Raw genomic sequence first — 22,986 nt, 5'->3', positions numbered from 1 at the left:
CCTCCCCTTCGCTTCGCGAAAGGGAGGGGCAGAGGCCCGCGAGCTTGCTGCAATCGGCGGCTGCCGGGGCAGCGCGGTATGCGCTGCTGCGAACACCGCTCTTGCCCCTCCCCTTTGCGCGCAGCGCAAGGGGGAGGTTGGGAGGGGGTGCTTTTGCGGTTGCTGTTGGCACGAGCACGAGCAACAGCAACAGCCAACCCCTCCCCAGCCCTCCCCTTCGCTTCGCGAAAGGGAGGGGGCAGAAGCAGATCGAGGCCTGCGCTTTGCGCTCGGCTAGCGAGCGCAGGATCGTCTCTCCGACACATGCCGGTGCGTCGGGTGCGGTCAGAGCGGCTGCAGCAGGCGCACGCCGCGAGAGACGAGGCCTAGGGCGTGTCGAAGCGTTCGCCGCGGCGCAGGCGCACCGGGCCCTTGGCTTCCTCGATCCGCACGCGGCGATGCCGCTGGGTGACCACGATCCGCTGCGCCTGCGCCAGGTGCGCGGCGGCCTGGCGCACCGCGGGCATCAGCGCGCGCCAGGCGGCCTCGTCATCGCCCAGGGCGCGCGCCACTTCGGACGGGCAGATCGAGGCCAGCGCCTCGCGCTCGGCCAGCAGCCGCAGGATCGTCGCCTCGACGCACGCCGGTGCGTCGGGCGCGGTCACAGCGGCTGCAGCAGGCGCAGGCCGAACCAGTCGCGGGCGTCGTTCCAGCCGTGGGTCACCTTCAGCCCCGCGCGCACGGCCAGCTGGGCGAAGCGCGCATCGGTGTACTTGTGGCTGTACTCGACCTGCATGGCCTCACCTTGCGCGAAGTCAAAACGCCGCCCGCCCACCTGCACGGTCTGCGCACGCTGGCTGACCAGGAAGGTCTCGATGCGCAGCCGCTCGCGCACGTAGACGGCGCGATGGGCGAACGCATCCACGTCGAAATCGCTGCCGATCTCGCGGTTGAGCCGCGCCAGCAGGTTGAGGGTGAAGGCCGCCGTGATCCCGGCGGCATCGTTGTAGGCGGCCTCGATCAGCGCCGGATCCTTGTCCAGGTCGATACCGACCAAGGCGCAGCCGCCCGGCCCCATCGTCTGGCGCATCCCGTCCAGCAAGGCCTGCGCGGCCTCGTCGGTGAAGTTGCCCAGGGTCGAGCCGGGGAAGAACATCACCGTGCGCTGCGCCGGCCGCGCGCTCTGCGGCAGGTCCAGCGGCCGGGTGAAGTCCGCGCACACCGGCAGCATCTCGATCGCGGGGAAGTGCTCGGACAGGCGCGCTGTGGCCTGCACCACCGCCGTGCGCGAGATTTCCACCGGCGTGTAGGCCACCGGGGCGTGCAGGTGTTCGAGCAGCAGCTCGGTCTTGCGGCCGCTGCCGCTGCCGTACTCGACCACGTGCGCGCCCGGGCCGATGGCCTGGGCGATGGAAGGCAGGCGCTGCTCCAGCAGGGCCAGCTCCGTGCGGGTCAGGTAGTACTCGGGCAGATGCGTGATCGCCTCGAACAGGCGCGAGCCCTCCGCATCGTAGAAGTACTTGGACGGAAGCGTCTTGGGATCGCGCGACAGGCTCTCCAGCGCGTCGGCGGTGATGTCGTCGGGCTTGGGGCGCAGGTCGGTCAGCGCGTCACGGGCGCGGGTCATGGCGCAGGCGGCAGCGTTCAAGGCAGGTCCTTGGCAAGGCGCATGCCGGCGTACTGCCAGCGCGCGTCGGAGGGGAAGAAATTGCGGTAACTGGCGCGGATATGCGTGCGCGAAGTGGCGCAGCTGCCGCCGCGCAACACCCATTGGGCATTCATGAACTTGCCGTTGTATTCGCCCAGCGCGCCGGGCCACGGCGCGAAGCCGGGATACGGCAGGTAGGCACTGCTGGTCCATTCCCACACATCGCCGAACAGCTGCGACAGGCCGGTGTCGGTGCCGGGCTGCGAGCGCGGATGTAACAGGTCGTCCTCGACGAAATGGCCTTCGGCCGGAACGCCGGTGGCGGCCAGTTCCCACTCGGCCTCGGTCGGCAGGCGCGCGCCGGCCCAGCGGGCGAAGGCGTCGGCCTCGAACAGGCTCAGGCCGCTGACCGGCGCATCGGGATCGCGCTCACGCCAGCCGCCCAGGGTGAACTCGCGCGCGCCGTCCTCGTGCCAGTACAGCGGGCGCTGCCAGTCGCGGCCGCGCACCGTCGCCCAGCCGTCGCTGAGCCAGTGCGCCGGCGTGCGATAGCCGCCGTCGTCGACGAAGGCGGCGAACTCGGCATTGCTCACCGGACGGCTGGCCAGGGCGTGCGCGGCCACCAGCGTGCGATGGCGCGGCGATTCGTTGTCGTAGGCGAAGTCCTGCGCCTGCGGCCAGGGCGCCGCGCCGATCTGGGCGATCTGTTCCTCGCGCGCGCACCAGCGCAGCGGCGCGCCTGCGGCGCGCGGCGCGGGCAGATCCGCGCGATAGGCCGGCTGCAGCGGGTTGCTCCACAGCGCGTGGCGGATGTCGGTCAGCAGCAGCTCCTGGTGCTGCTGTTCGTGCTGGATGCCGAGCTGCACGATGTCCAGCGCCTGATCGTCCAGTGCGCGCGCCTGCAGCCGCGCGCACAGCGCCTCCTCGACCGCCGCGCGATAGGCGCGCACCTGCGCCAGCGTCGGTCGCGACAGCATCCCGCGGCGCGGGCGCGCATGCATCGGCCCGACGCTGTTGTAGTAGCTGTTGAACAGGTAGTCCCAGGCCGGGTCGAAGGCGCGATAGCCCGCGTCGGCGCCCAGCACGAAGCGCTCGAAGAACCAGGTCGTATGCGCCAGATGCCACTTGGCCGGACTGGCGTCGTCCATGCTCTGCACCATCGCGTCCTCGGCGCTGAGCGGCGCGGCCAGCCGGGCGGTGAGGGCGCGCATGGTCTGGAACGCGGACAGCAGCGTCTGCGACCGCGCGTCGCGGTCGCGATGCGCCTGGCGGGGTGGGAGGGCATGCATGGGCCCATGCTAGGGGGCGGCGGTGAACGCCCTGTTATGCCCACCTGCGTCCTGTGCAGCTAGGCTGCACACATGCGCGATACGCCGACGCTCCCCGCCCCTGTCCCGTGGCCGCAGCGCCAGCGTGCGTTCGCCACGCCGACCGACGCCATCTACCTGGACGCAGCCTCCAAGGGCGCACGGCTGCGCCATGTGCTGGACGGCGCGCACGCGATGCTGGAGGCCGAGGCCGCGCCTTGGTGGCTGCCGCACGCCGACTGGATGCGGCGCATCGAGGAGGCGCGCGCGCTGGCCGCGCAGGTGCTGTTCGACGGCGATGTCGAGGGCTTGGCGATGGTGCCGTCGGCCGCGCACGGCCTGGCCACCGCCGCCGCCAACCTGCCGCTGCGGCGCGGCCAGGCGGTGCTGGTGCTGGAAGGCCAGTTCCCGTCCAACCTGCTCGCCTGGCAGCAGCGCTGCGCGCAGGCCGGCGCGCACGTGGTCGGCGCCGTGCCGCGCGCGGACGAGACGCTCACCGAGGCGGTGCTGCGCACCATCGACCACACGCCCGAGCTGGCCATCGCCACCCTGCCCCATTGCTACTGGCACGACGGCCGCCTGCTCGATCTCGACCCCATCGCCGACGCCGTGCACGCGCGCGGCGCGGCCCTGGTGCTGGACCTGAGCCAGAGCCTGGGCGTCCTGCCACTGCAGCTGGCGCGCTGGCGGCCGGACTTCGTGGTGGCGGTGGGCTACAAGTGGCTGCTGGGCACGATGGGCCTGACCTGGCTGTGGGCCAGCCCGCGCTGGCGCGACGAAGGCGTGCCGCTGGAGCAGCACTGGGTCGCGCGCGATGCGGGCGCGGACTGGGTGTTCCCGCTCGACACGCCGCCGCCCTACCTGCCGGGCGCACGCCGCTTCGACGCCGGCGGCATCGCCGATCCGCTGCGCCTGCTCCTGACCCACGGCGGGCTGGCCCAGCTGCAGGCCTGGCAGCCGGGCCGCATCGCCGCGGCGCTGGGCGAGGTCACCGCCGCGCTGGATGCGGCGCTGGACGCGCGCGGGCTGTCGGCGTGGAAGACGCCGGGGCATGCGCCGCATATCGCGGGGTTGCGGGTGCCGGCCGAGCGGTTTGATGCCGTGGCGGGAGCGTTCGCGCGGCGGGGGGTGATCTGTTCGCGGCGGCAGGGGTGTTTGCGGTTGGCGCCGTACTTGATGGTGACTGCGGAGCAGACGGAGGAAGTGGTCGAGATCGCAGCGAGCGCCTAGCGCTGTTGCTGTTGCTGTTGCTGTTGCTGTTGCTGTTGCTGTTGCTGTTGCTGTTGCTGTTGCTGTTGCTGTTGCTGTTGCTGTTGCTGTTGCTGTTGCTGTTGCTGTTGCTGTTGCTGTTGCTGTTGCTGTTGCTGTTGCTGTTGCTGTTGCTGTTGCTCAAGAGCTTCTGCTTTTGCTGTTGCTTTACCTGTCTGAGCCGTAAAGCGAGCCGAGCATCGCAGGAAGACGGGGCCGAAGAGGGGCCCTGTTTGAGCGAAGCGAGTTTGGGCGCCATGCCCCGTCTTCCGAGAAGCGCAGGGGACCGCCGCGCAGCGGCGGCTCGCGTCCCGGCGAGAAGCGGTTTTGGCTACTTTTGACAAGACAAAAGTAGCTCGCGCGGCGAAGCCGTGCGAAAGCTTTGCTTTTAAGAAGCACCTGCATGGCACTCAAGTTTTGCTTGCAAATTTAAAGCAATACTTGTCAGGAGCTGGCGCCGGAACTTGTAGGACGAAAGCAACGCGCCTGCGGCGCGCCAAGTGCAAAGCTTTCGCGCCTGCGGCGCGACTTCCTTTTGTCTTGTCAAAAGGAAGCAAAACCGCTTCTCGCCGGGACGCACGCCGACGCTACGCGTCGGTCCCCTGCGCTCCTCGCAAAGCAGGGCACGGCGCCCAAACTCGCTTCGCTCAAACAGGGCGCCTCTTCGGCCCTGCTTTGCTGCGGTGCTCGGCGTGCTTTACGGCTCAGACAGGGAAAGCAAAAGCAAAAGCTCTTGAGCAACAGCAACAGCAACAGCACCGCAACGGCAACGGCAACGGCAACGGCAACGGCAACGGCAACGGCGACAGTAGCGACCCGCTATGCCCGCGCCACGAGCCTCAAGCCCTTGGGCGTCATGGCACGCTCGAAGAGCTCGAACCCCCCCTGCACCAGCAACGCCAGCACCGCCGCCGGCACCGCCCCCTCCAGAATCATCCCCAGATTATCGAGCCGGATCCCGGTCAGGATCGGCTGGCCATAGCCACCAGCGCCGATCAGGGCGCCGAGCGTCGCCGTGCCGACATTGATCACCGCGGCGGTCTTGACCCCCGCAAGGATCGTGCGCAGCGCCAGCGGCAGCTCCACCCGCCACAGGCGCGTGCGCGCCGGCAGACCCAGGGCCGCGGCGGTCTCGCGCAGGTCGCGCGGGATGCCGGTCAGGCCGGCGTGCGTGTTGCGCACGATAGGCAACAGCGAATACAGGAACAGCGCCGCGATCGCCGGCTTCGCGCCGATGCCGAACAGCGGAATCATGAAGACGAACACCGCCAGCGACGGCAGCGTCTGCAGTACGCCGGTCAGCGACAGCACGACCTGACCCAGGCGCGGGCGGCGCGCGGCCAGCACGCCCAGCGGCAGCGCGACCAGCAGCGCGCAGCCGAGCGAGACGCCGACCAGGGCCAGGTGTTCGCCGGTGCGCTGGGCGATGCGCGCGGCGCGGCCGCTGCCCTGCGGCGCATCGACGCCGACGAACGCGGCGGCCACCTGCGCCTCGGCGCGATGCTCCAGCTTGACCTGCGCGTTGAGCCGGCGCATGTCCGCCACATCGATGCGCCCTTGCAGCGCGCGCAGCGCCTGCACGAAGGCCGGCGCACTGCGCTCCAGCTCCAGCCGATACAGGAACACCGCCTGGTAATCGGGGAAGTAATGGCGGTCGTCGTCCAGCACCACCAGGTCGTAGTACGGAATCTCCGCGTCGGTGCTGTACAGGTCGGTGACGTCGATGGCCCCGCTCTGCAGCGCGCGGTAGGCCAGGTCGTGGTCCAGCCCGTTGGCCTGCTGCGGCAGCCCGTAGGCGGCGCGCACGCCGGGCCAGCCGTCGGCGCGCTGCAGGAACTCGTTGCTCAGGCCCAGCTTGAGTTCGGGATGCCGCGCCAGATCGCCCAGCGTGCGGATGCCCAGCGCCTGGGCGCGCGCCTTGCGCATGCCCAGGGCATAGGTGTTCTGGAAGCCGAGCGAGCGCGTCATGCCCAACCCCTGCTGCGCCAGCGCGGCGGCCAGCTGCGCCTCGGTGGCGTCGGGCTGCTGCAGCAGTTCCTGGCGCAGCGTGCCGGTGTATTCGGCATAGGCGTCGATGTCGCCCTCCTGCAGCGCGCGCCAGAGGATGCGCGTGCCGCCGAGCTGGCGCTTGTGCGCCACCTCCACGCCGTCCTTGCGCGCCTGCGCCACGGCGATCTCGGCCAGGATCACACCTTCGGTGAAGTTCTTCGAGCCGACGGTGACCTGCCTGGCCATCGCCGGGGACAGCAGACACAACAGCACGCAGACCAGCCAGGCGCGCATCGCCGCGCGCCTCATGCGGCATCCTCCAGCGTGCGCTGGGCGGTCATGAAGCGGGTGACGAATTCCTCGGCCGGGTCGTCCAGCAAGGCCCGGGCGCTGCCCTGCTGGACGATGCGCCCGGCCCGCATCAGCACCAGGGTGTCGGCCAGGTAGGCCGCCTCGGCCACGTCGTGGGTCACCAGCACCACGGTCTTGCCCAGTTGGGCGATCAACGCGCGTATCTGGGTCTGCAGCTCGTGGCGCACGATGGGGTCGAGCGCGCCGAGCGGCTCGTCCAGCAGCAGCACCGGCGGATCGAGCATCAGCGCGCGCACCAGCCCCATGCGCTGGCGCTGGCCGCCGGAGAGTTCGGCCGAATAGCGCGCCAGCAGCGCAGGCGGCAGCTGGCAGACCTCCGCCAGCTCGGCCAGGCGCGCCTCGATGCGCTCACGCGGCCAGCCCAGTGCGCGCGCCAGCAGCGCGGCGTTGTCGCGCGCGCTCAGATGCGGGAACAGGCCGCCTTCCTGGATCACGTAGCCGATGCGCCGGCGCTGCGCCAGCAGCGTCTTGCGCTGCAGCGGCTCGCCCTCGAAGCGCACCTGCCCGCTGTCGGGCCATTCCAGCCCGATCAGCATGCGCAGCACGCTGGACTTGCCCGCGCCGCTGGGCCCGATCAGGGCGGTGGTGCGACCCTGTTCGATCTCGAGGTCGACGTCATCGAGCGCGACGGTGTGGCCGTAGCGGCGCGTGACCCGCTGCAGGGAAAAGATCGCCATGGCCCGATGCTGGCATACCGCGCTGGGCCATGTCGCGAAGGGCGCTCAGGCCGCCGCGGCCGCATCGGCGGCGGGCGCGGGTGGCGCACGCAGCCAGCGCCGCTTGAGCCAGCGCTCGGCCGGCAGCGTCCACAGCCGCGCGAATGCCCAGGCCAGCAGCCAGCACAGTGGCAGCAGCGCCAGATACCACCACGCGCCCAGACGCACCTGGCCGCCACCGGCGCGATACAGCCCGACTAGCGCGAACACGACGAACATGTGCGTCAGATAGAGCTCGTAGCTGAGCCGGCCCCAGGCCCGCAGCCACGCCAGCGCGCGCAGCGGCGCACGGGCCGGCATCGCGTGCAGGCCGACCAGCAGCGCGCCCGCACCGCCGACCAGCACCAGCATGGCGCCGTTGCCCAGCGAGCGCCACAGCTCGCCGCCGCACAGCAGCACCGCCGCCAGCGCGACCACGCCGAGCACGCGCAGGCCGCGCGCGGTGGAAGCCGGCACCGGCCAACGGGTCACCGCCAGGGCCGCCAGCACGCCGACGGCGATGGCGGAAAAGCCCGGCAGGTAGGCCTTCTCCTGCCAGATCTCGTTGTCGGCGATCGCCGCGCGGGTCAGCGGCAACGACAGCGCCAGCAGCACCAGGGCCGGCACCAGCAGCGCGCGCCGGCGCAGCAGCAGACACACCAGCGGGAAGGCGAGATAGAACGCCTCCTCGATCGACAGCGACCACAGTACGTCCCAGCCGCCGGGCAGCCAGCCGGTGCGGCCCTCGTACCAGTTCAGCTGCAACGTCAGCGCCGACCATAGCGCGCCGCCCAGCGACTGGCCGGGCTTGTCGATCACGAAGTTCGGCACGCCCAGGCCATGCATCAGCGCCAGCACCGCCAGGAGCAGCAGCAGCGCCGGCAGGATGCGGGCCGCGCGCCGCGCATAGAACGCGCGCAGGTCGATGCGCGCCAGCGACGACCAGCGCTGCACGGCATGCAGCGTGATCAGGAAGCCGGAAATGACGAAGAACACGAACACCGCCTCGTAGCCGTTGTAGCTCAGCGCGCGCAGCAGGCGCAGCGGCAACCAGTCGGACAGCGCGGTGTCGCGCAGCGGGATGCGCAGCGCCAGGTGGTGCACGACCACCAGCAGGATCGACACGCCGCGCAGCGTGTCGATGCCGGGATTGCGCTGCGTCGGCGCGGTCATGGCGCGCCCTGCGCGGAGGCCGGCAGCAGCACAGGCGGTCCGGCAGAGCGCAGGGCCTGCAGGATCTTCAGACCGGCGCGGCCATCGACCGGCGCCAGACCCAGCGCCTGCTGTTCGCCGGCGATGGCGCGGCGGGTCTGCGCGCCGACCAGGCCATCGGGCGTGCCGAGGTCATGGCCGCGCGCCAGCAGCAGCAGCTGCAGTTCCTTGCGCTGCGCGCGGTCCAGCGGCGGATCGTCGGTGGGCCAGGAGGCGATCAGCGGGCCGCCGCCGCGCAGGCGGTCGGACAGCAGCGCGATGGCCAGCGCATAGCTCTCGGCGGCGTTGTAGCTGTAGATCGCATCGAAGTTGCGAAACGCCAGGAACGCCGGCCCGGCCACGCCGGCCGGCAGCAGCAGCGCGGCCGGCGTGTCGTCGGCCGCGATCGCGCCGCCGTCGGCGCGGGTGATGCCTGCGGCGACCCACTCGCGCAGCGGGCGCTTGGCCTTGCGCCCCGCGCGGGACGCGTCCCAGCCCGCCGGCACGCGCACCTCGAAGCCCCAGGGTTGGCCGGTCTGCCAGCCGGCGCGCTTGAGATAGTTGGCGGTGGACGCCAGCGCGTCGGGCACGCTGTGGACCAGATCGCGGCGCCCGTCGCCATCGCCGTCCACCGCGATGCGCTGGTAGGTGCTGGGCATGAACTGGGTCTGCCCGAACGCGCCGGCCCACGAGCCGGTCAGCCCATCAAGTGTCAGATCGCCCGACTGCAGCAGCGCCAGGGTCGCCAGCAGTTCGCCGCGGAAGAACTCCTGCCGCCGGCCGAAGCACGCCAGGGTGGACAGCGACACCAGCAGCGGCCGCTTGCCCTGCACCCGGCCGTAGTCGCTCTCCACGCCCCAGACCGCCACCACCGTGGCCGCATCCACGCCGCTGTCCTGCGCCACGCGCGCCAGCACCTCGGCGTGCTGGGCGCGCATCGCCTGGCCATCCGCGACGCGCTGGGCGTCGACCAGCGGCGCCAGGTAGTCCCAGATCGGCGTGGAGAACTCGGGCTGGCTGTCCAGCAGCGGCAGCACGCTCATGTCCGGCACCACGCCGGCCATGAAGCGATCGAACGCGGCAGGCGCGATCCCCGTGGCGCCCGCTCGCGTGCGCGCCATGCAGCTGGCGTAGGTGGCGCGATCGGCGTCGCTGGGGGCTCCCGCGTCGACGGCCGGCTGCTGCGCCTGCGCCGCCCACGCCATCGAGGCCATCGAGGCCATCAGGATTCCCGCCAGGTTGCGTCGCATGCATCCACTCCCGCGCTGCCATTGCCAGCGTCGATTGTAAGCAGCGGGCCGCTGCCGGGGCTTTGGCTGCGACGTTGCGCACGGCGCCGTGCCGACGGAGGTCTGCGGGCGACGCGCCGCATCAAGTGCAGAGGCGCTGGATTCCCGCCTTCGCGGGAATGACGACCTGAAAGGCTCGCGTCGCTGCTGCCGTTGTCGTTGCCGCTGCTTCCGTTGTGGCTATTGCCGTTGCCGGTATCGCTGTTGCTGCTGCTTTGGGTGTTGCTGTTGCTGTTGCTGTTGCTGTTGCTTTGGCTCTGGCTTCAAGGCCCCTCCCCTTTCGCGCAGCGAAGGGGGAGGCTGGGAGGGGGTGCTTTTGCTTTTGACTTTCCCGCGAAGAGCAACCCTCCCCCTCAGTCGCTAGCCGCGACTTCGAGCTCCCCTTGGCCTGCGGCCAAAGGGAGGGAGCAAACCCTACCCCCGCCGCCACACCAGCAAGCGATTGTTCGCAGGCATCGCATGATCGGCCTCCAGCCGCAGACCGATGCCGCGCGCCAGCGCATCGACCGCCTCGAAATCGCGGATCCCGCTGACCGGATCGCGCGCCTTCAACCACTGGTCGAACTGCACATTGCTGTCGCTGGTGAAGGCACCGCCATAGTTGAACGGCCCGTACACCGCCAGGACGCCGCCGCTCTCCAGCACACCTGACAACCCGGCGAAGCACGCCTGCACCTGCGGCCAGCCCATGATGTGCAGCGTATTGGCGGTGAACACCGCATCGAAGCGCTGCGCCGGCCATGGCCCGCGCGCCACGTCCAGCTCCAGCGGCGGCGGGGTGTTGGGCAGCGCGGCCTCGTCCAGCCACGCGCCGATGCCCGGCAGGTGTTCGGCGCGCTCGCTGGTCTGCCAGCACAGCTGCGGCAGCGCGGCGGCGAAATGCACCGCGTGCTGGCCGGTGCCGCTGCCGATCTCCAGCACGCGGCGAGCCTGGGCCAGCAGCGGGCGCAGCACCGCCAGGATCGGATCGCGATTGCGCGCGCAGGACGGAGCGAACGGCTTGTCCACCATGCGCCGGCCGGCTCAGCCCTCGGCGGGCTGCAGCGCCTCGGCCACGGCGTGGAAGAGCCGGCCCATTTCCAGCGGCTTGTCCAGGAACTGCGCGCGCAGGCCGGCCGGCAGTTCGGACCGGTCGAACGGGCGCGCAGGATCCTGCAGCAGCAGCACTGGCCCGCGATAGCCGCGCTGGACCAGCGCCTGCACCAGCGCGGTGGCCGGCAGCAGGACGAAATCGCTGTCGATGATGAACAGCTCCGGCATGCCGTCGACCACGGCCGCGCGCAGCGCGTAGGCGCCGTCGGGCGCGGTGGCCGGCGCGTAACCCTGGCTTTCCAGCGCGTTGCGCAGCAGCGACTGGCGCGTGCTGTCGCCGTCGACCAGCAGGATGCGCTGGCCCTGACCCGGGGCCGGCACACTGGACTGCGGCGCGGCGCCGCCGGTGACCGGCAGCACCACCGCGAAGGTCGTGCCCACGCCCGGCGTGCTGTCCACCTCGATGCGGCCCTGGTACTGCTCGACGATGCGCAGGCAGGACATCAGCCCCAGGCCCGTGCCCTCGGACTTGGTGGTGAAGAACGGGGTGAACAGCTGGCTGCGGGTCTTGGCGTCCATGCCGATGCCCTCATCGGCCACGCGGATGCACACGCCTTCCTCGACCGGCCGCGCCGACAGGGTCAGCGTGCCGCCCGTGGGCATGGCCTGGATCGCGTTGAGGCACAGGTTGATCAGCACCTGCTGCAGCTCGACGTAGTTGGCGTCGATCTGCACCGGCGTGGCCGGCGGCTGCAGGTCCAGGCGCACGTTGTCCGGCAAGGTGCCCTGCAGCAGCACCTGCACGGCCTGGAACAGCTCGCCCACCGACACGTCCTCGCGCGCCTTGCGCGCGCCGCGCACGAAGGACAGCATCGACTCGGCCATCTCGTGGCCGCGCCGGCCGGACTCGGCGATCACCTGGCCCAGCTTGTGGATCTTGGGGTTGTCGCTGTGGATGGCCAGCAGGTCCGGCACGATCAGCAGCGGCTGCAGGATGTTGCGCAGGTCGTGGCTCAGGCCCGCGGCCAGCATCGCCATCGAATCCAGCCGCTGCGAGCGCAGCAGCTCCTTCTCCACGCGCGCGCGTTCGTGCTCGCTGCGCGCCTCGCGGATCGCGCGCGCGGCCGCCGACGGCAGGCGCGCGGTCTTGTCCTTGAGGATGTAGTCGGCCGCGCCCTCGCGCAGCGCCTGCACCGCGGTCTCCTCGCCCATGGTGCCGGAGACGAAGATGAAGGGGATCGGCGGCTGATGGCTGCGCACCAGCTGCAACGCCTGATGCCCGGAGAAGCCCGGCATGCTCAGGTCCGACAGCACCAGATCCGGCTTGAACGTCGCCAGCGCGCGCGCGAGCTCGGCCTCGGTATCGACCCGCTCGAACTCGGCTTCCAGCCCCGCGTCCACCAGCTGCATGGACGTCAGCTCGGCGTCCTCCGGCGAATCCTCCACCAGGAGGATGCGCACGGGGCCGATCGGGGCGGCGCTCAGCGGCATGCCGTTCAGGCCTGCCCCGGGGCTTCGTTGAACACGGCCCAGAACGTGCCCAGCGTCTTGACCGCGGTGAAGAACTGGTCGATGTCCACCGGCTTGACCACGTAGGCGTTGGCGCCCAGGTCCCAGCTGCGCACCAGGTCGCTTTCCTCGCGCGAGGACGACAGGATGACCACCGGCAGCGGCTTGAGCGCCTCGTCTTCGCGGATCGCGCGCAGCACTTCCAGCCCGTCCATGCGCGGCATCTTGATGTCCAGCAGCACCACGGCCGGCAGGCCCTCCGGGCGCTCGGCATAGGCACCGCGGCGCAGCAGGTAATCCAGCGCCTCCACGCCGTCCTCCACGTGCACGATGGGATTGGCCAGGTTGGCCTCGCGCAGCGCGTCGATCGCCATCTCGGCGTCGGCGATGCTGTCTTCGGCCAGCAGGATGGTGCGGATCGGGGTACTCATGACAGGAACTCTGCAGGGGTGGGCCCGCGCGGGACGAACGCGTCGTCCGGCGAGCTGGGGATGATGAAGTGGAACGTGGCGCCCTGGTCGGGCTCGGCCTCGGCCCAGACGCGGCCGCCATGGCGCGTCACGACGCGGCGCACGCTGGCCAGGCCAATGCCCGTGCCGGCGTACTCGCTGGATTTGTGCAGTCGCTGGAACACGCCGAACAGCTTGCCGGCGTAGGCCATGTCGAAACCGGCGCCATTATCGCGCACCCAGAAGTGATGCTCGCCATCGCCCTCCAGCCGGTAGCCGACCTGGATCTGGGCGACCTCGCGCTTGCCGCTGTACTTGACCGCGTTGCCCAGCAGGTTCTGCCAGACCTGGCGCAGCATGTTCTCGTCGCCCACCAGGATCGGCAGCGGGTCGATGTCCCAGTCCACGCGCAGCGGCAGGGCGTGCTTGTCCGCGCTGACCTGGGCATCGAGCATCGAGCGCGTCTCGGCCACCAGCGACTGCATGTCCACCGCCTGCAGGCGCAGCACGACCCGGCCCAGGCGCGAGTACACCAGCAGGTCGTCGATCAGCGCCGACATGCGCCGCGCCGAGTCGCCGATCACCTGCAGGTAGTGGCGGCTGCGCTCGTCGGTGTCCTCGCCCAGATGGCGGGCCAGCTTGTCGGCGAAGCCGGACACGTGGCGCAGCGGCGCGCGCAGGTCGTGCGAGACCGAGTAGCTGAAGGCCTCCAGCTCGCGGTTGACGTCCGAGACCTGCTCGATCTTGCCTTCCAGCTGGCGGTTGAGGTCGATGATGCGCTGCTGGCTGGTCTTCTGCGTGGTCACATCGCTCAAGGTCATCAGCACCGCGTCGTCGCCGCCGTCGGGCAGGGCCATGCGCCGGGCGTTGAGCAGCAGGGTGCGCTGCACGCTGCCGCGGGTCAGCTGCTGGACCTCGTAGTCCCACAGCTCGCGCCCGCGCGCCAGCACGTCGGCCAGGCGCTGGCGCACCACATCGTCGTCCCAGGCGTCGCTGAGCTCGTCCAGGCGCGGATGGCGCTCGGCCAGGTCGTCCTCGTCGATGGCGTAGAGCTCGGCGAAGGCCGCGTTGTGCAGCAGCACGCGCTGGTCGCGGTCCAGCACCACAATCGGCTCGCGCACGGTCTGCAGCACGCTGGCCGCGCGCGCGTCGGCGCGCGAGGAGGCCTGTTCGGCCGACAGCCGCTGGCCCATCTGCCGGGCCAGCAGCCAGATGATCAGCACCAGCAGCAGCAGCTGCAGCACCATCGCGCCCAGGCCCAGCCAGCGCACCTGTTCGCGCCGGGCCTGGAAGTCCCGCTCGCGCTGGGCCTTCATGCGCTGCTCGTCCTGCAGCAGTTCCTGCAGGACCGGATGGGCCGGCAGGTCGCTGGCCAGCAGCCGCAGGATCTGGGCGCGGCGCGGCTCGACGCTGTCCGGCAGCTCGGTCGCCAGGGCGATGCGCCGGGTCGCGATCTCGCGCAGGCGGCCCACCCGCACCTGGGTGTCAGCGTTGTCCTCGGTCAGCGCCTGCAGCTGGTCGAGCATGCGCTCGAGCACCGCCGGCGAGGCCTTCAGGCGCTCGCGCGGAATCTTGGCGTCCACGCCCATGGCCAGCAGCAGGCTGCACTCCTCGGCCTCGCGCAGCTCCACCGTCAGCGCATTGACCTGCGCCTCGACCTGATGGGTGTGCGTGACCCACGCCGCCGCGTTGAGCGTGGACGTAAAGAGCTGCTGCAGCAGCAGGGTCGGCAGGATGACGATGAGCAGGACGATCAGCGTCAGCAGAGGCAGACGCCAATCCAGCCACTGCGACCGAAAGGACACGGACATGGGTCTATGGTGAGGGTGACGGGAAGCCCGGATCTTCACCCGGACTCTACGAAAGTTAATGCGACAGCATCCGCTTGCTTCCCGTCCGTCGCGCGCCGTCCCTCCCAGCTTTGGACTGCGACCCGACACGCGAAACGCGTGCTTGTAGAGCACGCAACAAGTGGACCGTTTGAGATGTAAAGAATCCGTGAAAGCGCGTGAAGATGAATAGGCCAGACAGCCAACGGCCGCTTTGTCAGCAGACCGCCAACGCTACAACGCTTAGCATCTACCCGACTCCTTCTCTTCCCGGCCCTGCCCTCGCCTGCATGATCCGACGTCAATTCCTCACCCGCGCCGCCGGGACCCTGGCCGCCCTGGGCCTGCCCCCCTCGCTGCTGGCCTCGCAGGCCGCGCTGGCCGCGCCCGGCAAGTCCAACCTGGTGTTCGGCCCGGCCCAGCCCTTCGACTACGCCAGCCTGAAGGGCCAGGCGCGGGCACTGGCCAGCGCGCCGTACAAGCCGCATGGCGGCCCGCTGCCGGCGGCGCTGGACGGGATCAGCTGGGACCACTACCAGGCCATCCGCTACCGCAAGGACCATGCGCTGTGGACCGGCCAGGACGACGCCTTCCTGGCCCAGTTCTTCCACATGGGCCTGTACTTCAAGCGGCCGGTGACCATGCACGAGGTCGCCGACGGCCAGGCGCGCGAGATCAAGTACAACGCGGGCATGTTCGACTACGGCGACAGCGGCCTGGCCAAGGTCAAGCTGCCGGACACGCTGGGCTTCGCGGGCTTCCGCCTCAACACCAAGGACGATCCGAACCGCGACTTCGCCGCCTTCCTGGGCGCCAGCTACTTCCGCGCGGTCGGCAAGGAGGGCCAGTACGGCCAGTCCGCGCGCGGCCTGGCCATCGACACGGGCATGGGCAAGCCGGAGGAGTTCCCTGACTTCGTCGCCTATTACCTGGAACGGCCGGCCAAGGGCTCCAATACGCTGGTGGTCTACGGCCTGCTGGATTCGCCCAGCGTGGCCGGCGCCTACCGCTTCGCGCTGACCCCGGGCGAGCCGCTGCTGATGGACATCGACTGCGCGCTCTACCCGCGCACCAGCATCGAGCGCCTGGGCCTGGCGCCGTGCACCAGCATGTACCAGACCGGCGAGAACGACCGCCGCATGGCCTGGGACTGGCGCCCGGAGATCCACGACACCGACGGCCTGGCCCTGCACACCGGCAGCGGCGAATGGATCTGGCGCCCGCTGACCAATCCGCCGCAGCTGCGCTTCAACGCCTTCGCCGACAACGATCCCAAGGGCTTCGGCCTGCTCCAGCGCGATCGCGACTTCGACCACTACCAGGACGACGGCGTGTTCTACGAGAAGCGCCCGTGCCTGTGGATCGAGCCCAAGGGCGGCTGGGGCGCCGGCTCGGTGCAGCTGGTGGAGATCCCCACGGTCGATGAGACCTTCGACAACATCGTGGCGTTCTGGAACCCCAAGGAGAAGCCACAGGCCGGCCAGGAGCTGCTGTACGGCTACAAGCTGTTCTGGGGCTCGGCCGCGCCCTCGCAGCCGCCGCAGGCGCATTGCGTGGCCACCCGCACCGGCCTGGGCGGCGTGGTGGGGCAGAAGCGCAGCAAGTGGTCGCAGCGCTTCGCCGTGGACTTCGTCGGCGGCAAGCTGGCCGCGCTGGAAGCGGCCAACGCCAAGGTCGACCCGGCGCTGGAGATCCGCGGCGGCACGCTGGAGACGGTGTCGTGCCGACCGCTGCGCGAGCTGCACGGCTACCGGGTGATGTTCGACGTGGTGCCGGAGAAAGAAGACAGCAGCCAGATCGATCTGCGCCTGTACCTCAAGGACGCCACCGGCTCCTTAAGCGAGACCTGGCTGTACCAGTTCAGCCCGCCGCCGGCGGCCGAGCGCAAGATCTACTGAGCCGCCGCGGGCGGCGAACCGCCTGCCATTGAAGCGCGGGACGCGCGATGCGCCCCGCTGTCCTGTCCGCGCGCGCGACTGCGTTAACAGCAGTAAGCCGCCGGAGATGCCGGTACAGCGGCATCGGGGAGGGGACACGACCTAGGGCGCGCGCGGAACGCGCGCCGGGTCGCGACCGGTGGGCTGAATGCGGTGCCGTGCCGGTCCATCGTGGCCGCGCGTTCCTGAAGGTCCGGTCCGCCCTGCGCCGCTGCGCATGGGCGGACGCCTGCAGGAAGGCGCGAGGCGATGCGTCAGGTTTCCCCACACTTGACGAAGGAATGCCCATGGCCGACCGATCGGTCCTGCTGTCGAGCAATTACAACGCCTGGCCCGAGCCGTTCAACGGCCAGGCCTACGCCTTCCTCAACGTGATCGCCCAGGTCGAGAACGCCGACCTGCTGATCCCGTCCGCCGCGCCGCATACGGCCGGCCGCGGGGTCAATCCCAGCGTGGGCTATCTGTGGAACGAGCTGCGCCACCGGGTGGTGTCGCAGGCCTGGCGCCGGCTGGGCCGGCCGGGCCTGTCCAACGCCACCCAGACCCAGGTCGGCCGCGACTACGACGTGTTCGTGTTCGTGTGCCAGTTCCCGCCCGAGCTGACCACGCTGGCGCGGATCAAGGGCTGGCGCGAGCGCTGCGGCAAGGCGTACTGCTACCTGCTCGAGGGCTGGCCCGAGCGTTTCCCGCACCAGGCGCAGGAGCTGCGCATGCTCGACGCGTTCGATCATGTGTTCGTGCTCAACGCCGAGAGCATCCCGGCGCTGCGCCAGTACACCTCCACGCCGATCTCCTTCCTGCCCAGCGCCTGCGACACGCTGCTGTCCTGCCCCTACCCCGAGGCGCCGCCGCGCAGCATCGACGTGCTCTCCCTGGGTCGGCGCATGCCCGAGCTGCACACCAAGCTCAGCGCGCTGGCCGCGCACGACGGCAACTTCTTCTACGTGCACGACGTGCTCAAGGCCGGCGCGGTCACCGACTGGGCCGAGCACCGCGCCCAGTCGGCGGCGATGATCAAGCGCGCCAAGTACTTCATCGCCTACGACTTCACCGTGGACACCACCGGCGTGTTCAAGGGCGTGCGCAAGAACGCGCTGGCCACGCGCTATTTCGAGGGCACCGCCGGCGGGGCGATCGTGCTGGGCTCGCGCCAGCACTGCCCGGAGTTCGACGACCACTTCGACTGGCCCGATGCGGTGATCGAGCTGCCGCCCGGCACGCCGGACGTGGGCGCGTTCCTGGCCGACCTGGGCAGCCAGAGCGCGCGCCTGGAGCAGGCGCGCGCGACCAATGTCAGCCAGGCCCTGCGCCGCCATGACTGGGCCCATCGCTGGGGCCAGCTGCTGGACGTGGCCGGCCTTCCCCGCAGTCCGCGTCTTCAACAACGGATCGAGCGACTGGCCCGCATGGCCGGCATGGTCGATGTCGCGCATGGCACGCCGCTGGTGCGTCGCCGCGACGTCACCGTCTGATCGGGCAGTCCCCCTTGCGCGTTGCGGTCAGGGCCGCCCGTCGCGCCGTGCTTTCGCCGGCGCGGCCAGGACGCGCGAGCCATGACTTTTTCGCAGGAGACCAAGACGTGACGCGGAAGGAGCAGCAATGAAGGCAGTCATCCTGGCCGGTGGCCTGGGCACCCGCATCTCCGAGGAGACCTCCGTGCGGCCCAAGCCGATGGTGGAGATCGGCGGCAGGCCGGTGCTGTGGCACATCATGAAGATGTACAGCCACCACGGCATCAACGACTTCATCGTCTGCCTGGGCTATCGCGGCGAGGTCATCAAGGACTTCTTCATCAATTACCACCTGATGGGTTCGGACATCACCTGCGACCTGGCCAGCAACACCACCACCCTGCACGACAGCCGCGCCGAGCCCTGGCGCGTGACCCTGGTGGACACCGGCGCGGACACCATGACCGGCGGCCGCCTCAAGCGGGTGATGCCTTACCTGAAGGACGAAGAGGCCTTCTGCCTGACCTACGGCGACGGCGTGTCCGACGTGGACATCGGCGCCGGCATCGCCCTGCACCGGCGCGAGGGCCGGCTGGCGACGGTGACCGCGGTGCAGCCGCCCGGCCGCTTCGGCGCGCTGCGGGTGGAGAGCGATGCGGTCACCGGCTTCCGCGAGAAGCCGGCCGACGGCGACGGCCTGATCAACGGCGGCTTCTTCGTGCTCTCGCCCAAGGTCGCCGACTTCATCGAGGGCGACGACACGGTGTGGGAGAGCGCGCCGCTGGAAGGCCTGGTCGAGCAGGGCCAGCTGAGCGTGTACAAGCACGAAGGCTTCTGGCAGCCGATGGACACCCTGCGCGACAAGAACTATCTCAACGATCTCTGGAACCACAACAAGGCGCCCTGGCGCGTCTGGGAGTAAGCAACGATGCGCATCCTGATCACCGGCAACATGGGCTACATCGGGCCGGTCCTGGCCAGGCACCTGCGCCAGCGCTTCCCACAGGCCTGGCTGGTCGGCGTGGACCGCGGCTGGTTCGCCCACTGCCTGTCGGACAAGCGCGGCCTGCCCGAGGTGGTGCTGGACGAACAGTGGTTCCGCGACGTGCGCGACCTGACCGCGCCGGAGCTGGCCGGCTTCGATGCGGTGGTGCACCTGGCCGCGGTGTCCAACGATGCGATGGGCAAGCGCTTCGAGCAGGTCACCGACCAGATCAACTGCAAGGCCAGCCTGTCGGTAGCCCGCGCGGCGGCCGAGGCGGGCGTGAAGCACTTCGTGTTCGCCTCCAGCTGCAGCGTCTACGGCGCCGCCGCCGACGGCACGCCGCGCTCGGAATCCAGCGCCGTGGCGCCGCTGACCGCCTACGCCCACTCCAAGATCGACACCGAGACCGGGCTGGCGGCGCTGGACACGGACATGACCGTCACCGCGCTGCGCTTCGCCACCGCCTGCGGCGCCTCGCCACGCCTGCGCCTGGACCTGGTGCTGAACGACTTCGTCGCCGGCGCGGTGGCCAGCGGCAAGGTCGACGTGCTCTCCGACGGCACGCCGTGGCGCCCGCTGATCCACGTGCGCGACATGGCGCGCGCGATCGAATGGGCGATCCAGCGCCCGGCCGCGCAGGGCGGACGCTACCTGTTCGTCAACGCCGGCTCGGAGCGCTGGAACGTGCAGGTGCGCGACCTGGCCCGCGCCGTGGGCGCGGCCATCCCCACCGCCGAGGTCTCCATCTCGACCAACGCGCCGGCGGACAACCGCTCCTACCGCGTGGACTTCTCGCTGTTCGAGCGGCTGGCGCCGGACCACCAGCCGATCGAGACGCTGGAAGGCACCATCGCCGAGCTGCGCGACGAGCTGCAGCGCACCGCCTTCTCCGACCGCAACTTCCGCCAGAGCGGCTTCATCCGCCTGCGCATCCTGGAAGGCCTGGTCGACAGCGGGGTGCTTGCGCCCGATCTGCGGGCGGCGGCATGAAGTTCCACAGCACGCCGCTGCATGGCGCCTATGTGATCGAGCCGGAGCAGCGCGGCGACGCGCGCGGCTGGTTCGCGCGGGTGTTCTGCGAGAAGGAAATGGCCGCGGCGGGGCTGGTGGACCGCTTCGTCCAGGTCAACAACTCCTACAATGCCGAGGCCGGTACGCTGCGTGGCATGCACTACCAGCTGCCGCCGGCCGCCGAGGTCAAGATCGTGCGCTGCGTGCGCGGCGCGCTGTGGGACTGCATCGTCGACCTGCGGCCGGATTCGCCCACGTACCTGAAGTGGCACGGGGTGGAACTGACGGCGGAGAACCGGCTGGCCTACTACGTGCCGCGCGGCTTCGCCCATGGCTTCGTCACGCTGGAGCCGGACACCGAGGCCTTTTACCTGGCCAGCGCGTTCTACGAGCCCAGCGCCGAGCGTGGGCTGCGCTGGAACGACCCGACCTTCGACATCCAGTGGCCGGCGGCGGGCCGGATCATCTCGGACAAGGATGCGGCCTGGCCGGACTTCGACCCCACCTATCACGGCGTCGATCGGCTGATCGGCTACTGAGCCACGCTTCAAGGAGTTTCCCCCATGGTCATCGATCGACTGCTGCAGGCGCGACAGGCCGCCAGCACCCCCATCCGCGTCGGGCTGTACGGCGCCGGCTTCATGGCCAAGGGCATCGTCAACCAGATCGTGCATTCGGTGCCGGGCATGGTGCTGTCGGTGATCTGCAACCGCAACGTGGACAAGGCGCTGGCCGCCTTCGCCCTGGCCGGCGTGCAGGCGCGCGTGGTCGAGACCGGCCGCGCGCTGGCCGACGCCATCACCAGCGGCGTGCCCGCGGTCACCCACGACCCGGCGCTGCTGTACGAATGCGACCTGCTCGACTGCCTGGTCGATGCGACCGGCGCGGTGGAGTACGGCGCGCACATCTCGCTGGCCGCCATCGCCCACGGCCGCGACATGGTCACGATGAACGCCGAGCTGGACGGCACCGTCGGCCCGCTGCTCAAGCGCAAGGCGGATGCGGCCGGCGTGATCTTCACCGCCTGCGACGGCGACCAGCCCGGCGTGCAGATGAACCTGTTCCGCTTCGTCAAGTCGATCGGGCTGACGCCGCTGATGTGCGGCAACATCAAGGGCCTGCAGGACCCGTACCGCACGCCGGCCACGCAGGCCGGCTTCGCCGCCAAGTGGGGCCAGGACCCGTACATGGTCACCAGCTTCGCCGACGGCACCAAGATCAGCTTCGAGCAGGCCATCGTCGCCAACGGCACCGGCATGTCGATCCTGCAGCGCGGCATGACCGGCTACGACCACCGCGGCCACGTGGACGAGCTGACCAGGAAATACGACATCGACGCGCTCAATGCCGTCGGCGGCGCGGTCGACTACGTGGTCGGCGCGCTGCCCAGCCCGGGCGTGTACGTGCTGGCCAGCCACGACGATCCCAAGCAGCAGCACTACCTCAACCTCTACAAGCTGGGCGAGGGCCCGCTGTACAGCTTCTACACGCCGTACCACCTGTGCCATTTCGAGGTGCCGCTGTCGGTGGCGCGCGTGGTGCTGCTGCGCGATGCGGTGCTGCAGCCGCTGGGCGGCCCGCTGGTCGAGGTGGTCGCTACCGCCAAGCGCGACCTGGCCGCCGGCGAGACGATCGACGCGCTGGGCGGCTACCTGACCTATGGCCAGTGCGAGCGCGCCGACGTCACCGCGCGCGACGCGCTGCTGCCGATGGGCGTGGCCGAGGGCTGCGTGCTCCGGCACGACGTGGCCAAGGACCAGGTGCTCACCTATGCCGATGTGGAGCTGCCGCAGGGGCGCTTGATCGATCGGCTGCGAGTCGAGCAGGCTGCGCTGTTCCAGCCTGCTGGGCAGGTCGCGACGGTCTGAGTGGCGTCAGGGTCGCCGGATCCGCGCGTTTCGGGGTGTTGTGGTGCCGATGTGGACGCGGTAGATGAGGTCTGAGGCGATCTGGGCGGACGTCCATGGATCCCCGCGTTCGCGGGGATGACGGCTTCTTCCCAAGCACCGGCGCTCATCCTGGACGCGTCACTCCCGCGAACGCGGGAGTCCATGGACGTGCGCAACCGCGGCGCGGTGCGCCCGACCGATCAGCGCACCACCAGCACCGGCACGGTGCTGCGGGTCAGGACCTCGGCAGTCTGGCTGCCCAGCAGCACGCGGGTCACGCCACGGCGGCCGTGCGAGGCCATCACCACCAGATCATTGCCGCGTGCCGCCATGGTCTCCAGGATGCCGTCGGCGGCATACCGGTCCAGCACATGGATCGGCTCGGCCTCCACCTCCATCGCCTCGGCCCGGTCCAGCGCCGGCTGCAGGATGGCATTGGCGGCCTGCTCGCGCTCGGCCCGGTATTCGGGACCGGATTCATAGCCCACCACCCAGCCCTGCGCATCGACCATGCCGCCGGCCCACGGCTCGGACACGGTCAGGATGTCGACCCTGGCGCCCAGCCGCGCCGCCAGCCCCAGGCCCTGGTCCAGGCCACGCAGGGAAAGCTCGGAACCATCGATGGCAATCAGAATGCGTCGGTACATGGGACCCTCCACGCGCTGCGGTGATGCCCCATTCAAGCGCGATCGCCCGCCCCCCGCCTTGATCGCGATCAAAGCCCCGCAAAACCGCCGCCCAGCCCCAGCCCCAACCGCCAGCGCGAAACGCGTGCTACCGCCTCCTCCCTCACCCCACCACCCCCGCCTACACCCGCCCCGCCCCACCCGCGGCGCCAACTCCGGCTCCGGCTTTGGCTCCGGCTTTGGCTTTGGCTTTGGCTTTGGCTTTGGCTTTGGCTTTGGCTTTGGCTTCCAGGTCCCCCGTAAGGCACGGCGGAGGGGCGAGGACAAGACCCGCAGGGCGCCGCACAGGGATGTGCGGCGTTTTCCGAGGGGACAGGATGTCCCCTTGGAAAATCCCTCGCCCCGCAGCGGACCTGCGCGCAGCGCAGGCGTGCCGCCCGGGGTGTGTTTCTTTTGCCTACTTTTCTTTGCACAAGCAAAGAAAAGTAGGTCGGGCGGCGAAGCCGCACGAAAGCCTTTGATTCAAGAACTATCGCGCGCCAACAGCATC

At 70.2% G+C, this 22,986-nt stretch carries 20 protein-coding genes; 8 read left to right on the top strand and 12 right to left on the bottom strand.

The genetic code is table 11. The features are described 5' to 3' along the window. Nucleotides 1-365 precede the first annotated feature (365 nt). Genes ACFJIT_RS17505 through egtB form a run of 3 tightly spaced genes read right to left on the bottom strand, consistent with a single transcriptional unit; the run spans nt 366 to nt 2,916 of the window. A complete protein-coding gene (locus ACFJIT_RS17505; protein ID WP_379654433.1) occupies nt 366-644 on the bottom strand; it encodes a DUF3253 domain-containing protein in 279 nt (92 codons plus the stop codon). Next, on the bottom strand, nt 641-1,627 hold the full coding sequence (egtD, locus tag ACFJIT_RS17500) for an L-histidine N(alpha)-methyltransferase (RefSeq protein WP_379654432.1): 987 nt from the start codon (nt 1,625-1,627) through the stop codon (nt 641-643). The genes ACFJIT_RS17505 and egtD overlap by 4 nt, the downstream gene beginning before the upstream one ends. Further along, entirely contained in the window at nt 1,624-2,916 is a 1,293-nt protein-coding gene (egtB, locus tag ACFJIT_RS17495; protein WP_379654431.1) for an ergothioneine biosynthesis protein EgtB, read from the bottom strand. The genes egtD and egtB overlap by 4 nt, the downstream gene beginning before the upstream one ends. A 72-nt stretch (nt 2,917-2,988) precedes the next feature. Between egtB and ACFJIT_RS17490 the strand changes: the two genes are divergently transcribed. Further along, on the top strand, nt 2,989-4,164 hold the full coding sequence (locus ACFJIT_RS17490) for an aminotransferase class V-fold PLP-dependent enzyme (RefSeq protein ID WP_379654430.1): 1,176 nt from the start codon (nt 2,989-2,991) through the stop codon (nt 4,162-4,164). A 5-nt stretch (nt 4,165-4,169) separates the two neighbouring features. Next, on the top strand, nt 4,170-4,523 hold the full coding sequence (locus ACFJIT_RS17485) for a hypothetical protein (RefSeq protein WP_379654429.1): 354 nt from the start codon (nt 4,170-4,172) through the stop codon (nt 4,521-4,523). A gap of 478 nt (nt 4,524-5,001) precedes the next feature. Here the strand turns inward: ACFJIT_RS17485 and ACFJIT_RS17480 are convergent, their stop codons facing one another. The 8 genes from ACFJIT_RS17480 to ACFJIT_RS17445 form a co-directional block, all read right to left on the bottom strand. Next, nucleotides 5,002-6,465, bottom strand: a complete 1,464-nt coding sequence (locus ACFJIT_RS17480; RefSeq protein ID WP_379655799.1) for a glycine betaine ABC transporter substrate-binding protein — start codon at nt 6,463-6,465, stop codon at nt 5,002-5,004. Nucleotides 6,466-6,476: 11 nt separating this feature from the next. Further along, nucleotides 6,477-7,220, bottom strand: a complete 744-nt coding sequence (locus tag ACFJIT_RS17475; protein ID WP_379654428.1) for an ATP-binding cassette domain-containing protein — start codon at nt 7,218-7,220, stop codon at nt 6,477-6,479. Between the two features lie 45 nt (nt 7,221-7,265). Further along, the gene (locus ACFJIT_RS17470) at nt 7,266-8,411 is read right to left on the bottom strand and encodes an acyltransferase family protein (protein ID WP_379654427.1); all 1,146 of its coding nucleotides are present in this window, start codon (nt 8,409-8,411) and stop codon (nt 7,266-7,268) included. Next, a complete protein-coding gene (locus tag ACFJIT_RS17465; RefSeq protein WP_379654426.1) occupies nt 8,408-9,679 on the bottom strand; it encodes a lytic murein transglycosylase in 1,272 nt (423 codons plus the stop codon). The genes ACFJIT_RS17470 and ACFJIT_RS17465 overlap by 4 nt, the downstream gene beginning before the upstream one ends. A 453-nt stretch (nt 9,680-10,132) precedes the next feature. Further along, nucleotides 10,133-10,729, bottom strand: coding sequence for a DUF938 domain-containing protein (locus ACFJIT_RS17460; RefSeq protein ID WP_379654425.1), 597 nt, complete (start codon nt 10,727-10,729; stop codon nt 10,133-10,135). A gap of 12 nt (nt 10,730-10,741) precedes the next feature. Continuing rightward, nucleotides 10,742-12,241 (bottom strand): ATP-binding protein, encoded by a 1,500-nt coding sequence (locus ACFJIT_RS17455; RefSeq protein WP_379654424.1) that lies wholly within the window; start codon nt 12,239-12,241, stop codon nt 10,742-10,744. A gap of 5 nt (nt 12,242-12,246) precedes the next feature. Continuing rightward, entirely contained in the window at nt 12,247-12,690 is a 444-nt protein-coding gene (locus tag ACFJIT_RS17450; protein WP_130524600.1) for a response regulator, read from the bottom strand. Then, entirely contained in the window at nt 12,687-14,519 is a 1,833-nt protein-coding gene (locus ACFJIT_RS17445) for an ATP-binding protein (RefSeq protein ID WP_379654423.1), read from the bottom strand. Before ACFJIT_RS17445 ends, ACFJIT_RS17450 begins: the two co-directional genes overlap by 4 nt. A gap of 308 nt (nt 14,520-14,827) precedes the next feature. On the opposite strand from ACFJIT_RS17445, the gene ACFJIT_RS17440 reads away from it, so the two are divergent. The 6 genes from ACFJIT_RS17440 (at nt 14,828) to ACFJIT_RS17415 (ending at nt 21,789) form a co-directional block, all read left to right on the top strand. Beyond that, nucleotides 14,828-16,435, top strand: a complete 1,608-nt coding sequence (locus ACFJIT_RS17440; RefSeq protein ID WP_130524598.1) for a glucan biosynthesis protein — start codon at nt 14,828-14,830, stop codon at nt 16,433-16,435. 326 nt (nt 16,436-16,761) lie between these two features. Next, nucleotides 16,762-17,946, top strand: coding sequence for a glycosyltransferase (locus ACFJIT_RS17435; protein ID WP_379654422.1), 1,185 nt, complete (start codon nt 16,762-16,764; stop codon nt 17,944-17,946). Between the two features lie 127 nt (nt 17,947-18,073). Then, nucleotides 18,074-18,847: a glucose-1-phosphate cytidylyltransferase gene (gene rfbF, locus ACFJIT_RS17430; protein WP_130520769.1), complete on the top strand. Its 774-nt coding sequence runs from the start codon at nt 18,074-18,076 to the stop codon at nt 18,845-18,847. 6 nt (nt 18,848-18,853) lie between these two features. Next, nucleotides 18,854-19,900, top strand: a complete 1,047-nt coding sequence (locus ACFJIT_RS17425) for an NAD-dependent epimerase/dehydratase family protein (RefSeq protein ID WP_379654421.1) — start codon at nt 18,854-18,856, stop codon at nt 19,898-19,900. After that, complete coding sequence (rfbC, locus tag ACFJIT_RS17420) at nt 19,897-20,460, top strand: dTDP-4-dehydrorhamnose 3,5-epimerase (RefSeq protein ID WP_130531932.1); 564 nt, start codon at nt 19,897-19,899, stop codon at nt 20,458-20,460. Before ACFJIT_RS17425 ends, rfbC begins: the two co-directional genes overlap by 4 nt. A gap of 24 nt (nt 20,461-20,484) precedes the next feature. Next, nucleotides 20,485-21,789 (top strand): NAD(P)H-dependent oxidoreductase, encoded by a 1,305-nt coding sequence (locus tag ACFJIT_RS17415; RefSeq protein ID WP_379654420.1) that lies wholly within the window; start codon nt 20,485-20,487, stop codon nt 21,787-21,789. A 221-nt stretch (nt 21,790-22,010) separates the two neighbouring features. Here the strand turns inward: ACFJIT_RS17415 and ACFJIT_RS17410 are convergent, their stop codons facing one another. Next, a complete protein-coding gene (locus tag ACFJIT_RS17410) occupies nt 22,011-22,457 on the bottom strand; it encodes a universal stress protein (protein WP_131659495.1) in 447 nt (148 codons plus the stop codon). Nucleotides 22,458-22,986: the final 529 nt, after the last annotated feature.

Origin of the sequence: Pseudoxanthomonas sp. UC19_8 (assembly GCF_042700505.1) — a bacterium.
GTDB lineage: Bacteria > Pseudomonadota > Gammaproteobacteria > Xanthomonadales > Xanthomonadaceae > Pseudoxanthomonas_A > Pseudoxanthomonas_A winnipegensis.
This window is presented reverse-complemented; position numbering and strand designations above follow the sequence as displayed.